The 15,049-nt window shown below is 62.2% G+C and carries 14 protein-coding genes; 7 read left to right on the forward strand and 7 right to left on the reverse strand.

The genetic code is table 11. The features are described 5' to 3' along the window. Positions 1 to 62: 62 nt before the first annotated feature. The 6 genes from CR152_RS34095 to CR152_RS11015 all read right to left on the reverse strand — a co-directional run bounded on the left by CR152_RS34095 (position 63) and on the right by CR152_RS11015 (position 6,824). A complete protein-coding gene (locus CR152_RS34095; RefSeq protein ID WP_229413346.1) occupies positions 63 to 1,307 on the reverse strand; it encodes an alpha/beta hydrolase family protein in 1,245 nt (414 codons plus the stop codon). A 120-nt stretch (positions 1,308 to 1,427) separates the two neighbouring features. Next, entirely contained in the window at positions 1,428 to 2,126 is a 699-nt protein-coding gene (locus CR152_RS34100; protein WP_229413347.1) for a hypothetical protein, read from the reverse strand. Positions 2,127 to 2,261: 135 nt separating this feature from the next. Continuing rightward, positions 2,262 to 4,307 (reverse strand): sodium:solute symporter family protein, encoded by a 2,046-nt coding sequence (locus tag CR152_RS11000; RefSeq protein ID WP_099874956.1) that lies wholly within the window; start codon positions 4,305 to 4,307, stop codon positions 2,262 to 2,264. After that, positions 4,304 to 4,600: a DUF4212 domain-containing protein gene (locus CR152_RS11005; protein WP_099874957.1), complete on the reverse strand. Its 297-nt coding sequence runs from the start codon at positions 4,598 to 4,600 to the stop codon at positions 4,304 to 4,306. The genes CR152_RS11000 and CR152_RS11005 overlap by 4 nt, the downstream gene beginning before the upstream one ends. After that, the gene (locus tag CR152_RS11010) at positions 4,600 to 6,117 is read right to left on the reverse strand and encodes a sensor histidine kinase (RefSeq protein WP_167399886.1); all 1,518 of its coding nucleotides are present in this window, start codon (positions 6,115 to 6,117) and stop codon (positions 4,600 to 4,602) included. Before CR152_RS11010 ends, CR152_RS11005 begins: the two co-directional genes overlap by 1 nt. Then, a complete protein-coding gene (locus CR152_RS11015; RefSeq protein ID WP_099874958.1) occupies positions 6,114 to 6,824 on the reverse strand; it encodes a response regulator in 711 nt (236 codons plus the stop codon). The genes CR152_RS11010 and CR152_RS11015 overlap by 4 nt, the downstream gene beginning before the upstream one ends. A gap of 174 nt (positions 6,825 to 6,998) precedes the next feature. On the opposite strand from CR152_RS11015, the gene recA reads away from it, so the two are divergent. Further along, a complete protein-coding gene (gene recA, locus CR152_RS11020) occupies positions 6,999 to 8,078 on the forward strand; it encodes a recombinase RecA (protein WP_099874959.1) in 1,080 nt (359 codons plus the stop codon). Positions 8,079 to 8,093: 15 nt separating this feature from the next. Then, positions 8,094 to 8,549, forward strand: coding sequence for a recombination regulator RecX (gene recX, locus CR152_RS11025; protein WP_099874960.1), 456 nt, complete (start codon positions 8,094 to 8,096; stop codon positions 8,547 to 8,549). Between the two features lie 665 nt (positions 8,550 to 9,214). Here the strand turns inward: recX and CR152_RS11035 are convergent. Beyond that, a protein-coding gene (locus tag CR152_RS11035; protein WP_208640109.1) for an IS3 family transposase occupies positions 9,215 to 10,395 on the reverse strand; the annotation gives its coding sequence in 2 pieces (ribosomal slippage) (positions 9,215 to 10,146 and positions 10,146 to 10,395; 1,182 coding nt in all). Positions 10,396 to 10,717: 322 nt separating this feature from the next. Here CR152_RS11035 and CR152_RS11040 point away from each other — a divergent pair. The 5 genes from CR152_RS11040 (at position 10,718) to CR152_RS34110 (ending at position 14,778) form a co-directional block, all read left to right on the forward strand. Continuing rightward, positions 10,718 to 11,284, forward strand: coding sequence for a DUF2889 domain-containing protein (locus CR152_RS11040; RefSeq protein ID WP_099882194.1), 567 nt, complete (start codon positions 10,718 to 10,720; stop codon positions 11,282 to 11,284). Between the two features lie 75 nt (positions 11,285 to 11,359). Beyond that, positions 11,360 to 12,532 (forward strand): ADP-forming succinate--CoA ligase subunit beta, encoded by a 1,173-nt coding sequence (gene sucC / locus CR152_RS11045; protein ID WP_099874963.1) that lies wholly within the window; start codon positions 11,360 to 11,362, stop codon positions 12,530 to 12,532. 25 nt (positions 12,533 to 12,557) lie between these two features. Next, positions 12,558 to 13,439, forward strand: coding sequence for a succinate--CoA ligase subunit alpha (sucD, locus tag CR152_RS11050; RefSeq protein WP_099874964.1), 882 nt, complete (start codon positions 12,558 to 12,560; stop codon positions 13,437 to 13,439). An 88-nt stretch (positions 13,440 to 13,527) separates the two neighbouring features. Beyond that, positions 13,528 to 14,121: an FHA domain-containing protein gene (locus CR152_RS11055; protein ID WP_099874965.1), complete on the forward strand. Its 594-nt coding sequence runs from the start codon at positions 13,528 to 13,530 to the stop codon at positions 14,119 to 14,121. A gap of 213 nt (positions 14,122 to 14,334) precedes the next feature. Then, the gene (locus CR152_RS34110; RefSeq protein ID WP_099874966.1) at positions 14,335 to 14,778 is read left to right on the forward strand and encodes a pilin; all 444 of its coding nucleotides are present in this window, start codon (positions 14,335 to 14,337) and stop codon (positions 14,776 to 14,778) included. The last annotated feature ends 271 nt before the right edge of the window (positions 14,779 to 15,049 follow it).

A 15,049-nucleotide genomic window follows, 5' to 3' on the forward strand; every position in this document is an offset into this window, starting at 1 on the left:
TCCAGACTGTCAATACTATCGTTTTGCCAACCTTGGCGCCAGCCTTATCGCTTGGCCGGGTGTCACGGCGTGCCGACATGGCGCTGCAAGAATTTTTCGACCCGGCTCCAGAAGTCGATGCGGTTCCTGGGCAAGGACCAGCCGTGGCCTTCTTCCTGGTACACCACCCATTCGACGCTGGGATTGTGTTCCTTGAGTGCTTCATAAAATTTCTTGCCGTGGTACAGGGGCACGCGCCGGTCGGCGGCACCATAGGCCAGCAGCAGCGGCTGGCGGATGCGCGCGGCCTGCTGCAGGGGCGAGGTGGCGCGCAGCTGGGCCGCATCCCTCACCGGATCGCCGATCAGGGTGGGTGCGCCGTACTTGAGGAAGCCGGCCGAGGCGTCCGACGTAAAGCTCCAGTGGCCCGTGTAGAGCAGATTGATATCGGTCACGCCGACCCAGTTGATGCCGCACTTGAACAGGGCCGGATCGTTCGCCAGGCCCATCAGGGTGGCGTAGCCGCCGTAGCTGGCGCCGGCGATGCAGATGCGCTTGGGGTCGGCGATGCCTTGGGCGATCGCCCATTTGGCGGCATCGGCAATGTCGTCCTGCATCTTCAAGCCCCACTGCTTCCAGCCGGCCCGGTAGTGCTTGCTGCCGAAGCCGGTGCTGCCGCGAAACTCGGGTTCCAGCACCGCGTAGCCGCGCGATGCCAGGAACTGACTGTCGGCCGACCAGCCCCATTCTTTGCCGCGTACATAAGGGCCGCCGTGCACCAGCACCACCATCGGCAGGTTCTTGCGCTGTGCAGTCGGCACGGCGGTAGGCACGGCGGTAGGCACCGCGGCAGACACGGCGGGAGGCAGTGTCAGCCAGGCCGGCACCGGCAAGCCGTCGCGCGCCGTGTAGCGCACCAGTTCCTGCTCGGCCATCCGGGCCGGGTCGACGCGCTCGTGAGTGCTGCCGACCGGGTTGAACTTGCCGGTATCGAGGTTGTACAGCGTGTAGCGGTCCGGCTGGCGGTCGGAATACGAGCGCACCAGGACCCAGGGGGCCTCGGCGCGCGCGGGCACGTCGACCAGGTTGACGGTGGCGGGCAGGGCGGCGTCGATGGCCGCCTGCAGCGCTTTCATTTTGGAATCGAACCACACGGTCGAGCGCGCGTCGCTCAGGTAGCGCACGCCCAGCAGCTTGTCGCGCGTGGTGATCAGGCTGCCGCTGAAGTCGTAGTCGGCCAGCACCACCAGCGGCTCGGCGCTGAGCTGGCCGGTGGCGAGGTCGAACGTATGCAGGGCTTGCTTGTCCTTGCCCCTGGCGCTGAGCACGTAAAACGTGCCGTCCGGGGCAAAGGCGAGCGGCGAGAATGCATCCTTGCCGCCCAGGTAGGCGTCGAACGTGGCGATCTGGCGCCACTCCTTGCTGGCGGGGTCCAGGTACCAGACCGTTTAGGTATTCTTGTCGAGGGTGATGCAGATGCGCGGCTCGCCCTTGTGGTCGAGCACCCAGGCACGCGCCAGTCCCGGACGGCGCACGGTTTCGCTTCGTCCGGTAACGGTGTTGAGGCGGATCAGGTTGACGTATTTGACGTCGCCGGATTCATCGATGCCGTCGCGCTTGGGGTTGGTGACGTACACATCGTCCGAGGTTTGCGCGCCTTTCTGCTCGACCAGGAAATGGTCGGCCGACAGGACGTTGCGGGCCACGCCGTGCTCCTGCACGAAGTTGCCGCTGACCTGCACCAGCTGCCTGAAATTGCTGCCGTCGCGGTTGACCGCGAACAGGCCGGGCCAGTACACGACGTCGCCGGCGCCGATGGTCTTGTCGGTCGAGTCGAGCACCAGGCGTTCGTTGTTGACCCACTCGAAACGGTTGACGTCGCGGTCGGTGAACTGGGCCACGACCTTGACGGCATTGGTGGCCAGTTCGATCACGATCAGGCGGTCGCGCTTGTTGTCGTTGGAATAGCGCACGGCAAGGAACTTGCCGTTGGGTGAAAGAATGGCGCCGCTGAAGGCCGGGTTGTCGAAAAAATCGGCGATCGGCGGCGGGGCCTTCGGCGCCGCATCGGCGCTGAAGGCGGGATTGATCAGGACGCAGGCGCACAGGAGCGCGGCGCGCAACAAGGGCAGGAGGTAGCTGGACATGTGGACTCGATCGTCTGGGAAGCAGGAAACGGGAAGAACGGCGGCGGCGAAGCGGCGCGCGCCGTCAATCCTAGCGCCTTGGCGGGGACGATGCCAGCGCGTTTCGCGACGGCGCTGCGTTGTCGCGACAATTCGTCATTCGGGCGCGCGCAAGTGGTCGATCAGGCTGCCCAAGCGGGCGTCCGGGGCGGGTGTGAGCAGGCTGACCACGATCAGTACCAGCACCCCGGCCGGGACCCCGAACACGCCGGCCGACATGGGCGCGATGTGGAACCACTGGCCCGCCGCGCTGCCGCCGAGGATGGGGTTGGTGTGCAGCATGTAGTACAGGCACACGCAAAAGCCGGCCGCCATGCCGGCCAGCGCGCCGGCATGGTTGGCGCGCTTCCAGAACACCCCCAGCGCCAGCGCCGGGAACAGGGTCGAGGCCGCCAGCGAAAAGGCGGCGCCCACCAGCGACAGAATATCGGCCGGTTTCTGCGAGGCGGCGTAGGCGGCAATAAAAGCCACCGCCAGCAGCAGCTTGGAAATGGTGACCCGCTTCTGGGTCGAGGCGCCCGGATCGATCACCTTGTAATAGAAGTCGTGCGAGAGCGCGTTCGAGATCGCCAGCAGCAGCCCGTCGGCGGTGGACAGGGCCGCGGCCAGCCCGCCGGCCGCCACCAGCCCCGAAATCACGTAGGGCAGGCCGCCGATTTCGGGCGTGGCCAGCACCAGCATGTCGCCGTCGATGGCGATTTCGGCCAGCTGGACGATGCCGTCGGCATTGATGTCGGCAATGCTGATGAGGGGATTCGTCTTGTCCACATTGGCCCAGTAGCTGATCCAGGTGGGCAGCTGGGTGAATTTGGTGCCCACCAGCGCGCTGTACAGGTCGTACTTGATCAGCACCGCCAGCGCCGGGATGGAGAGGTAAATGAGCAGGATGAAGAACAGGGTCCAGAACACCGATACGCGGGTGTCGTGCACCGAGGCGGTGGTGTAGGAGCGCATCAGGATGTGCGGCAGCGCGGCCGTGCCCAGCATCAGGCAAAACACCAGCGCCAAAAAGTTGTTGCGGCGAATGTCGGAGGAGGCGCGGTCGGCGCCGGGAAAGGGCGTGGCGTGCGGCTGGGGCGGCCGCGCGCGCGCCAGATTGGCCGCACGGGCCGCGTTCCAGCTGCGCGCGGCCTCTTCCGCGTTCTTGGGCCAGGCGATCAGGGCGCGCTCGGCGGCGCGGATCTCGCCCAGCGCGGCATTGCGCAGGCGCACCGCGTCGAGGCGGCGCTGCACATCCTGGCGCCCGTTTTCCCACGAGGCCGGCAAGCTTGTCGCCAGCGCGTGGTAATACTCGGCGCGCTGGGCGAAGATGGCGCGCACTTCGCGCTCGCGCGGGTCGCGCTCCAGTTCGGCCTCGCGCGCGGCCAGCTTGGGCATCACGGTGCCGTACGCCACCTGCGGCACCGGGTTGTCGGCATGCTTGAGCGAGAGCCACATGGCGGGCAGCAGGAACGCCACGAGGATGATAATGTACTGCGCCACCTGGGTCCAGGTGATGGCGCGCATGCCGCCCAGGAACGAGCAGACCAGGATGCTGGCCAGCCCGAGGAAAATGCCGACCGAAAAATCGACCCCGGTAAAGCGCGAGGCGATCAGCCCGACCGCGTAAATCTGCGCCACCACGTAGGTGAACGAGACGATGATGGTGGCGCCCACCGCCATCACCCGCACCGGCCCGCCGCGCCCGCCCGCGCCGCCGCCGTAGCGCGCCGCCAGGAAGTCGGGAATGGTGTACTGGGCGAACTTGCGCAGGTAGGGCGCGATCAGCAGCGCCACCAGACAGTAGCCGCCGGTCCAGCCCATGATGTAGGCCAGGCCGTCGAAGCCGTGCAGGTACAGCCCGCCGGCCAGGCTGATGAAGCTGGCCGCCGAAATCCAGTCGGCGGCGGTGGCCATGCCGTTGAACAGGGCCGGCACCCTGCGCCCGGCCACATAATATTCCGTCACGTTCGAGGTGCGGCTGATGACGCCGATGGCCGCGTACAGCACGATGGTGGCGAACATGTACAGGTAGCCGAGCCAGACGCGCGGCATGCCTTCGCGTTCGAGCAGGGCCAGCGAGAGCACGAAGGCGATGAAACACACCGTGTACCACAGGTAATAGCGGCTCAGGCGCCCGAACTGCGAGACGGGCGCGCTCATGCCGCATCCTTGAGGGCAGCGACAAAGCGGCGGTCGGCGCGCCGCATGGCCAGCACGTAGACGCCGAGGATGGCCAGGTAGACCAGCGAGGCGCCCTGGGCCGCCAGGTAGAACGAGAGCGGCCAGCCGAACAGCGACCAGGTGGCCAGTTCGCGCGCGAAAAACACCGTGCAAAAGCCCGTGGCCAGCCACAGCAGCAGCAGGGTCGCCGTGATGCGGCGCGTGCGCGCCCAGTGCACCCGGCGCGCGGCCACGAGGCGGCGGCGCTGGTCGGCCACGGCGCTCGTTTCCATCAGCCGGCCTCCTCGTCGGTGACGCGCGGCGGCGGGAAGCTCAGGCGGAACTGGCAGCCGGGCGCTTTTTTCTGCTGGCTGCGCGGATTGTTGAGAATATCGACCGCGGCGCCGTGCTGCTGGGCGATCTCGCGCACGATGGCCAGCCCGAGGCCGCTGCCGGGCGCGCTGTTGCCGAGGATGCGGTAAAAGCGCTCGAACACGTGGGCGCGTTCGTCTGGGGCGATGCCCGGGCCGGTATCCTCGACTTCCAGGATGGCCAGCTCGTCCTCGCGCCGCACGCGCACGGTGACGCTGCCGCCGGCCGGGGTGTAGCGCAGGGCGTTGTCGATCAGGTTCGAGAGCAGTTCGCGCAGCATCATCGGGTTGGCCGCGATCAGGACCGGATCGTCCGGCTGCTCGAAGCCGAGGTCGATGCGGTGGGCGAACGAGGCTTGCACCCAGTCCTGCACGGTATCGCGCGCGCTCTCGCACAGGTCGAGCTCCTCGTAGGCCAGGCCGGCGTTGGGCTGGTTTTCGGCACGCGCCAGGGCCAGCAGCTGGTTGACCAGGCGCGTGGCCGATTCGGAACTTTTGGCCAGCTGTTCGAGCGAGCGCCGGATTTCCTCGGGGTCGAGCTGGCGCAGCGCCAGTTCGGACTGCATGCGCATGCCGGCCAGCGGGGTTTTCATCTGGTGGGCGGCGTCGGCGATGAAGCGCTTTTGCATTTCGATGGTTTGCGAGAGGCGTTCGAGCATGTCGTTGAGCGAGCCGACCAGGGGCGAGATTTCCTCCGGCACCTGGCGCGAATCGATCGGCGAGAGGTCGTCCGGACGGCGCGCACGGATGCGTTCCTGCAGCTGGGCCAGCGGCGAAAGGCCGCGCGTCAAGGCCAGCCAGACCAGGGCCAGCACGATCGGCAGGATGATGAACTGGGGCAGGATCACGCCCTTGATGATTTCGTTGGCGAGCTGGGCGCGCTTATCCAGGGTTTCGGCCACCTGCACCAGGGCCGCATAAGGCTCGTCGCCGCGCCTGGCCAGCGGGCGCAGGTTGACGTAGGAAAAAGCGATGCGGACCGGCGCGCCGTGCATCAGCTCGTTACGGAAATGGACGCGCCCGTTGCGCAGGCGTTCGTCGTCGGGCGGCAGCGGCAGGTCGCGGTCGCCATCGATGTGTTCGCGGCGCGGGCCGATGATCTGGATATACACCTGGTCGACATCGTCGGCGCGCAGGATGTCGCGCGCGCTGCCGGGCAGGCGCGAGAGCACCTTGCCGTCGACTTCGCGCACCTGCTGGGCCAGCACGGTGATGCTGTCTTCCAGCGCATGGTCGAAGGGCTGGTTGGCGATCGACTTGGCCACCAGGTAGGTGATGGCGATGCTCATCGGCCACAGCAGCAGAAGCGGGGCCAGCATCCAGTCGAGGATTTCGCCGAACAGGGAATGCTGGATGTTTTCGTCCGGCTCGGCGCCGGGCGGCACGTAGAGGGCGTCGGGCGCATCCGGCACGGCCGGGGCGGCCTCGCGCAGGCTCACTTCGATTCCACGCCTGCCTCGAGGCTGGCGCGGGGGGCGTCGGCGTATTTTTCCAGGCAATAGCCCAGGCCGCGCACGGTGGCGATGCGCACGCCGCCCACTTCGATCTTCTTGCGCAGGCGGTGCACATAGACTTCGATGGCGTTGTTGGACACTTCCTCGCCCCATTCGCACAGGTGGTCGACCAGCTGTTCCTTGGACACCAGGCGTCCGGCGCGCGCCAGCAGAATTTCCAGCAGGCCCAGTTCGCGCGCCGACAGGTCCAGCATCTGGTCATTGATATAGGCGCTGCGCCCGACCTGGTCGTAAGCCAGCGGGCCATGGCGCACCACGGCCGCGCCGCCGCCGGCGCCGCGCCGGGTCAGGGCGCGCACGCGCGCTTCCAGTTCGGACAGGGCGAACGGCTTGGCCATGTAATCGTCGGCGCCCAGGTCCAGGCCATTGACGCGCTGCTCGATCGAGTCGGCCGCGGTGAGGATCAGCACCGGCAGGAGCGAGGCGCGCGCGCGCAGGCGGCGCAGCACTTCCAGCCCGGACAGCCGGGGCAGGCCGAGGTCGAGGATCAGCAGGTCGAACTCCTGGGTGGACAGGGCCGTATCGGCTTCCTGTCCGTTCTTCACACAATCGATGGCGTAGCCGGACTGGCGCAAAGAGCGCGTCAATCCATCGGCAAGCACGCTATCATCTTCGGCAAGTAAAATACGCATGAGGGCACCGGAACGTCTAATTAGGGCTATTGTGTTTCATTTGGCGCAACGCCGGGAATTTTTTTGAATCGGGGGCGCGTGCCGCTTGCATAAACCACTGTTTATTTGTACAGTGTTGTCTGTGACGTGTCTTCTGCCCTGGATCTGGACCACTCTCTGGACTGAAAGAAAATTATGGATGATAAAAAAACCGTATTAAATGCTGGCGAGAAAGGCAAGGCGCTGGCCGCTGCCCTCGCGCAGATTGAAAAGCAGTTCGGCAAGGGCTCCGTCATGCGCATGGACGCCAATGCGCCCGTCGAAGATGTGCAGGTCGTCTCGACCGGTTCGCTCGGCCTGGACATCGCGCTGGGCGTGGGCGGCTTGCCGCGTGGCCGCGTGGTCGAGATCTACGGTCCTGAATCGTCGGGTAAAACAACCCTGACCCTGCAGACCATCGCACAAATGCAAAAATTGGGCGGCACCTGCGCCTTTATCGATGCCGAGCACGCGCTTGATGTCGGTTACGCCCAAAAACTGGGCATCAACCTGTCCGAACTGCTCATTTCGCAGCCGGACACGGGTGAGCAGGCCCTGGAAATCACCGATGCACTGGTGCGTTCGGGCAGTGTCGACCTGGTCGTGATCGACTCTGTGGCGGCCCTGACTCCACGCGCGGAGATCGAAGGCGACATGGGCGATTCGCTGCCGGGTCTGCAGGCGCGTCTGATGTCCCAGGCACTGCGCAAGCTGACCGGTTCGATCAACCGCACCAACACCCTGGTTATCTTCATCAACCAGATCCGCATGAAGATCGGCGTCATGTTCGGCAGCCCGGAAACCACCACCGGTGGTAACGCGCTCAAGTTCTACGCTTCCGTGCGCCTGGACATCCGCCGCACCGGTTCGATCAAGTCCGGCGACGAAGTCATCGGTAACGAAACCAAGGTCAAGGTCGTCAAGAACAAGATCGCGCCACCGTTCAAGGAAGCGCACTTCGACATTCTTTATGGCGAAGGCACGTCGCGCGAAGGCGAGATCTTGGATCTGGGTGCGGATAACAAGATCGTCGAGAAGTCGGGTTCCTGGTACAGCTACAACGGCGAACGTATTGGCCAGGGGAAGGATAATGCGCGCATCTTCCTCAAGGAGCGTCCGGCGCTGGCGCGCGAGATCGAAAACAAGGTGCGCGTGGCGCTCGGCGTGCGCGAGCTGCCGCCGGTCGGTGGCGAGGAGCCTGTCAAGGTCGCCAAGCTGAAAGCAGTCCCCGAGTAATCGGCGGCGGCAACGATGGCAGCACCCCAACTGAGCCTGAAAGGCCGTGCCCTGCGCTATCTCTCGATGCGCGAGCACAGCCGGCTTGAACTGGGGCGCAAGCTGGCGCGCCATGCGGAGGAGGGCGACGACGTCGACGCCCTGCTCGACTTCCTCGAAAAAAACAATTGGCTGTCGCAGGAACGTTTTTCCGAATCCCTGATTCACCGCCGCTCCGCGCGCTTCGGCAACAGCCGCATCATGGCCGAGCTGCAAAGTCACGGGGTCAAGGGCGAGGCCTTGCAGGAATTGAAGGCCGGACTGGCCGACAGCGAGACGGCGCGCGCCTGCGAAGTGTGGCAGCGCAAATTCGGTACGGTGGCGAGCGATCCCGCCGAGCGCAACAAGCAGATGCGGTTTCTGATGCAGCGAGGGTTTTCCCAGCGCGCGGTCAGGGCGGCGATGCAGGGGCGCGATCCCGATGATGACTAGGTATTTTCTCTGATTTGCTGTTCCGCTTGCCGCCTCCCCGGCGCCTGAGCGTGAGCAAGTGCGCCGCAACGCTGGCGCCGCTGCCCTGGGGCGGAAAAGCGGAGCGCCTTTCGCCGTATGCCGGAGGTGTTACACCGGCATACTCCTCAACGGTGGAAGGCGCTACGCTTTTCCGCCCTTTTCAATTTCCGGGTTTGTTGCATTAGCCTACCTGTCGGCAGATCCATCAGATAAACTGCAAAGCCGAACACTTTGCGAATCAACATGTCCCCTTCAAAAGGATGCGCTTTCTGATCGATGTGCTCCTGGTTTGCATCCGCTGGTTTGTGCCTTACACACTGAGCTGCCGGCACCTTAGGGAGCCGGTGGAAGAGCGCTCCCATGGCTTGTAGCGAACTGCCTGAAAATTGCGAAGAGCGTACCCGACGTGAAAAGGAAAAGGAAGATCAAGAGTGAGTAAGAATTCGATCAACGAACAAAGTGCTGAGTATCAGGAGGCGCTTCGGATCATAAGCACATCGGATCCGGACGTTTTGAGGGCAACAAAATTGTTGCAGCAAGGTGTGTTATTAGGTGACCCGCATGCGGCATATGCTTTAGGAACTTGGTATTTTCATGCATCGAATGGGTTGGCGAAAGATGTCAAACGGGGAATTGTGCTGTGGTCAAGTTATTTCGGACACAACGATAGGTTCGCGTACTGCCATTTTCCGTTCGTAGACGGCGGGCGACAGATTGCCCAATGCTGAATTGATGCGTTTGCAGTTGTAAAAGCCGACGATGTAGTCGGTGATGTCGGCCTTGGCCTCGGCATGATTGGCATATTGGCGCTGCCAGACACGCTCCATCTTGAGGTTCAAGAAGAAGCGCTCTGCAACGGCGTTGTCCCAACAATTTCCCTTACGACTCATGCTGCAAACGAAGCCGTGTTCTGCCAGCAGATCCTGGTAAAGCTCGCTCGCGTACTGGCTGCCTCGGTCCGAATGGACGACGAGTCCCGGTGCCGGTTGCCGCTGTTGAATGGCCATGTTCAATGCGTCGCAGACCAGCTTAGCAGGCATGCTCGGTGCCATGGCCCAGCCGACCACCTTGCGCGCGTACAAGTCCAGGACTGTGGCCAGGTACAACCATCCTGCGGCGGTGCGAATGTACGTGATATCGCTGACGTATGCCAGATTTGGGGCCGTTGGATTGAACTGCCGATTGAGCACATTGGCGGCAATAGGCAGGTCGTGCTTGCTGTCTGTCGTGTGAACGAATTTTCGCTTCCAGACGGGCTTCAAGGCCGCCTTACGCATCAAACTGCGCACCTTGTAACGCCCGATTTGGAAGCCTTCGCCAGCCATGGCCGTGACCAACCGACGGCTGCCGTAGCTCTGATGGCTTGCCATGAACAAAGCCTTCAGGTGCACGGTTTCCTTGCAGACGACTGGCTTGATGGAGCGGCGCTGCGACGCGTAAAAACCGGACCGGCTGACGTCGAGGATGCGGCAGCTGCTCTGAACCGGAATGGCCTCCTTTTGCAGTTGAACAATGAGCTGATGCATCATTTCATTTCGCGGGCAAAGAAGGCCGAGGCCTTTTTTAAGATAGTCACATCCTGTCTCAGCTGCAGATTTTCCGCCTCCAATTGCCGGATCCTCTGCTGCTCGGCAGTGAGTGGCTTGCCGATGCCCGGCTGGCCGCTCTGCTCAGCACCGTACTGGGTCAGCCAGCGGCGAATCGCGGTCTGGCCGATGCTCATGCTCTCGCTGACGTTCTGAATGCTCTGTCCCTGCTCTTTGATCATTCGAACCACTTCCAGCTTCAGGCTGGGATCGAATGTCTTCCGTTTTCTTGTTGCCATGTATTACTCCTCAGATGGTGGATTTTCCACCTATTGAGGTGTCCGGGCAAATTAGACCACAGCAACGGCGTCAGGTCTGACAAACGGACACGTGCTGATGTCCCTTCCGGCCGATACCAAAATCGCGCCAACCGATGAAATTTCGCGCATCTTTCCCCTAAAAACCATGTTGCAGCGCAACTGGCCTCCCGCATGTGCTAAACTTTTGGGGTTTAAGCAGCGCCGCATGAGCGGTTGTTGCCGTAGAAGCTGCGGCAACGTGCACGAAGTGCACACCGGCTGCAACTATTTACGCCGCAATTACGGCATTGGTCTTGTCTTCATGCCCCTGTCTTCTCCAGTCCCTCGCGCACTACGGCATACGCGCGCCATCGAAGTCGAAGCGTTCGCGCGCGACGATGGCCTGTGGGATCTCGACGCCCGCATCACTGACGTCAAGGTACGCGACGTGACCCTGGCGTCCGGCGTACGCACTGGCGGCACCTACCTGCACAATCTGCACTTGCGCATCACCATCAACCGCGAACTGACCATTGTCGATGCCGAAGCCGCGTCCGATGCGGTTCCGTACCCTGGCTATTGCGATACCATAGCGCCGGCTTACAAAAAATTGATCGGCCTGTCCTTGATGAAGGGCTTTCGCCTTGGCGTCAAAGAGCGGCTGTCCGGCGTGCTGGGCTGCACGCACCTGAGCGAACTGGCCCAGATCCTGCCGACCGCGGCGATCCAGGCCTACGCCAACGACGTGATCCAGACCCGCGACGGGGCCGGCCACGACCCCTTGCCGGATAAGCCGTTCCAGATCGATAAATGCCATGCCCTGCGTGCCGAGGGTCCTGCCGTCGCGGTGTACTATCCGCGCTGGGTGGCGAAAGCTGTACCGGGTTAGCCTCGCTTTCCCGTTTTTTTCTCGCATTTCAAACCGTATTTTCTACAAATCAGTATCAGAAGAAGGGAAGCCAGCATGAAAATCCATGAGTATCAAGGCAAAGAAATCCTCCGGCAGTATGGAGTGACGGTACCGCGCGGCATTCCGTGCTTGTCCGTGGAAGAGGCTGTAAAAGCAGCCGAGACGCTCGGCGGTCCGGTCTGGGTAGTCAAGGCACAGATCCATGCTGGCGGTCGCGGCAAGGGTGGCGGCGTGAAAGTCGCCAAGTCGATGGAACAAGTCAAGGAATACGCAGAGCAGATCCTGGGCATGCAGCTGATCACGCACCAGACCAGCCCGGAAGGCCAGAAAGTGCGCCGCCTGCTGATCGAAGAAGGCGCGGACATCAAGAAAGAACTGTACGTGTCGCTGGTCACCGACCGTGTCAGCCAGCGCGTGGTGCTGATGGCATCCTCCGAAGGCGGCATGGACATCGAAGAAGTTGCCCACTCGAACCCGGAAAAAATCCACCATATCGCGATCGACCCATCGGTCGGCCTGACCGACGCCGAAGCGGACGACATTTCGGCCAAGATCGGCGTGCCGCCTGAATCGATCGCCGACGCGCGCGTTCAGCTGCAGGGCCTGTACAAAGCCTACTGGGAAACCGACGCATCGCTGGCTGAAATCAACCCGCTGATCCTGACCGGTTCCGGCAAGGTCATCGCCCTCGACGCCAAATTCAACTTCGATTCGAACGCTCTGTATCGCCAGCCGAACATCGTCGCTTACCGCGACCTGGACGAAGAAGACGCGGCCGAAGTCGAAGCATCGAAGTTCGACCTGGCTTACATCTCGCTCGACGGCAACATCGGCTGCCTGGTGAATGGCGCCGGCCTGGCCATGGCCACCATGGACACCATCAAGCTGTTCGGTGGCGAGCCTGCCAACTTCCTCGACGTGGGCGGCGGCGCAACGGCGGAAAAAGTGACCGAAGCGTTCAAGATCATGTTGAAGAATCCAGGCCTGAAAGCCATCCTGGTCAACATTTTCGGCGGCATCATGCGTTGCGACGTGATCGCCGAAGGCGTGATCACCGCATCGAAGGCCGTTTCCCTGACCGTGCCGCTGGTTGTGCGCATGAAGGGCACCAACGAAGACATCGGCAAGAAGATGCTGGCCGACTCCGGCCTGCCGATCATCGCCGCCGATACGATGGAAGACGCAGCCAAGGCCGTGGTAGCGGCTGCTGCTGCTCATAAAGCCTAATCCGGCCTAATTCGAAGGAACAAACATGTCGATTCTGATCAATAAAGATACAAAAGTAGTCACCCAGGGGATTACCGGCAAGACCGGTCAATTCCACACCCGCATGTGCCGCGATTACGCGAATGGCAAGGAATGCTTCGTTGCCGGCGTGAACCCGAAGAAGGCCGGCGAAGATTTCGAAGGCATTCCTATTTTCGCTAACGTGGCGGAAGCGAAAAAAGAAACCGGCGCCAACGTGTCGGTCATCTACGTGCCGCCAGCAGGCGCTGCCGCCGCGATCTGGGAAGCCGTCGAAGCCGAACTCGACCTGGCAATCTGCATCACCGAAGGCATTCCCGTGCGTGACATGATGGCGCTCAAGGACCGCATGGCCAAGGCCGGCTCCAAGACCCTGCTGCTGGGCCCGAACTGCCCAGGCTTGATCACCCCTGACGAAATCAAGATCGGCATCATGCCAGGTCACATCCACCGCAAGGGCCGCATTGGCGTGGTCTCGCGTTCGGGCACGTTGACGTACGAAGCAGTCGGCCAGCTGACCGCACTGGGCCTTGGCCAATCGTCGGCAGTGGGCATTGGCGGCGACCCGATCAACGGTTTGAAGCACATCGACGTCATGAAGATGTTCAACGACGATCCTGATACCGACGCGGTCATCATGATCGGCGAAATCGGCGGTCCGGACGAAGCCAATGCGGCTTACTGGATCAAGGACAACATGAAAAAGCCGGTGGTGTGCTTCATCGCCGGCGTGACCGCGCCTCCGGGCAAGCGCATGGGCCATGCCGGCGCCCTGATTTCCGGTGGCGCCGACACGGCGCAAGCCAAGCTGGACATCATGGAAGCCTGCGGCATCAAGGCCACCAAAAACCCGTCGGAAATGGCGCGTTTGCTGAAAGCCATGCTGTAATTTGTAAGCAAGGCCAAAGGTAGTGAATAATGACGGGGAGCGCAGGCTCCCCGTTCTCGTTGGCGGGTCACCCCCACGGAGGGCAAGAGTGGCGAAAATTATCATATCGCGCGATCACGCGGTGATACGAGAGGTCGAACTCGACAAGGACCGGATGACGCTCGGGCGCAGGCCCGACAGCGATATCGTGCTCCCGCACCCGGCGATGAGCGGCGCCCATGCGGCGTTCACGTTCATCCTGGACGATGTATTCCTGGAAGACCTGGGCAGCACCAATGGCACTTATGTGAACGGCAGGCGCGTGGCCAAGCACATGCTGGAGGATCACGACACCATCGTTGTGGCGCGCTTCCAGCTCGAATTCATCGGCGGCCCGCGGCGTGTCGAACCGGAACCGGATGCTAATGCGGCCCCGATGGTGGGCGCGATCGAAGTCAAGACCGGCCCCAATGCCGGCAAGCGCCTGCTCCTGACCAAACCGCTGTCGACCTTGGGCAAACCCGGCGTGCAAGTCGTTGCGATCACGCGCCAGCATGGCGCCTATTATCTGGCCCATGTCGACGGTGACCTGGCCCCCCTGGTGAACGGTGTCGCTCCCGGGAAAACACCGCGCCGTCTGGCACATGGCGATGCCATTCAATTGGGCGGTGCCGATATGGTGTTTTGCCTGGCCCGGGAGTAGGCCCCTGATCGGCACGCGGCGTGTTTAAGTTGTGATGTGGCAAAATTTGTCGCCCTTGTGACGAAATTTTGCAAAGCGGCAGCGAAAAGTGGCGCTTGGACTGGCGAGCGAGGCGCGTCATAGCCCAGAAACCATGAAAATGCGATGGCACGGCAATTGCTATACCTCTTAAATAGTTAATCAGTGGCAATTTTCACTGCTCGGAGGAATACAATGAACACTATTCTGAAATCGCGGGCCAAACAGCAAGGTTTTACGCTGATTGAACTCATGATTGTCGTTGCGATTATCGGCATTTTGGCTAGCGTGGCCCTGCCTGCTTACCAGACCTACGTGTCACGTTCGCAAGCAACAGCTGGCCTGGCGGAAATCGCCGCAGGCAAGGTCGTTGTTGAAACCAAAATCTCGGAAGGGCTCGACGCCGCTATTTCGCTCCCTGAAGAACTCGGCCTGAAGGACAGTACGAAACGCTGTGAGATCACCGTGCAGGTGGACGCCTCCGGTGTGGCAAAGCTCCAATGTACCTTGAAAGGGAACGCGAGCGTCGATGGCTTGGTTATCGCATGGGACCGCACCGCCGGCGCGCCGGGCGTGCCCGCCAGCTGGACGTGCACCTCCACCATCCCGGCTAACCTGAAGCCAAAAAATTGTAGCTGAAGTGATTTTTGACTAGAAAAGCCCCTGGGATCCAGGGGCTTTTTTTATCCTATCGTGCCGCAGCTGTGCCGCCGACGGGCTCTGCCGTCGCCTGGACTAGCCATGAGGCTGCTCAAGTTGTGGCTGCCTTGGCTGAAATTACTCCAGGTAAAGTCCACGTAGAAACCAACGTGGCGGAAAGCACTGTGGTCAGTGCTCCTATTGAGATGGGCCTGAGCCCTAGTGTCCCGAGTTAAAAGTTCATTGAATAATTTCTTCTATGATCTATATT

It is taken from the genome of Massilia violaceinigra, assembly GCF_002752675.1.
Taxonomy (GTDB): Bacteria; Pseudomonadota; Gammaproteobacteria; order Burkholderiales; family Burkholderiaceae_D; genus Telluria_A; species Telluria_A violaceinigra.

What these genes read in the sequence shown, in the direction of transcription:
- CR152_RS11005 (WP_099874957.1), bottom strand. Translation starts at nt 4,600, where the DNA reads ATGGAAACGAGCGCCGTGGCCGACCAGCGCCGCCGCCTCGTGGCCGCG.
- CR152_RS34110 (WP_099874966.1), top strand. Translation starts at nt 14,335, where the DNA reads ATGAACACTATTCTGAAATCGCGGGCCAAACAGCAAGGTTTTACGCTG.
- sucC (WP_099874963.1), top strand. Translation starts at nt 11,360, where the DNA reads ATGAAAATCCATGAGTATCAAGGCAAAGAAATCCTCCGGCAGTATGGA.
- CR152_RS11015 (WP_099874958.1), bottom strand. Translation starts at nt 6,824, where the DNA reads ATGCGTATTTTACTTGCCGAAGATGATAGCGTGCTTGCCGATGGATTG.
- CR152_RS11040 (WP_099882194.1), top strand. Translation starts at nt 10,718, where the DNA reads ATGCCCCTGTCTTCTCCAGTCCCTCGCGCACTACGGCATACGCGCGCC.
- CR152_RS11000 (WP_099874956.1), bottom strand. Translation starts at nt 4,307, where the DNA reads ATGAGCGCGCCCGTCTCGCAGTTCGGGCGCCTGAGCCGCTATTACCTG.
- CR152_RS34100 (WP_229413347.1), bottom strand. Translation starts at nt 2,126, where the DNA reads ATGTCCAGCTACCTCCTGCCCTTGTTGCGCGCCGCGCTCCTGTGCGCC.
- sucD (WP_099874964.1), top strand. Translation starts at nt 12,558, where the DNA reads ATGTCGATTCTGATCAATAAAGATACAAAAGTAGTCACCCAGGGGATT.
- recA (WP_099874959.1), top strand. Translation starts at nt 6,999, where the DNA reads ATGGATGATAAAAAAACCGTATTAAATGCTGGCGAGAAAGGCAAGGCG.
- recX (WP_099874960.1), top strand. Translation starts at nt 8,094, where the DNA reads ATGGCAGCACCCCAACTGAGCCTGAAAGGCCGTGCCCTGCGCTATCTC.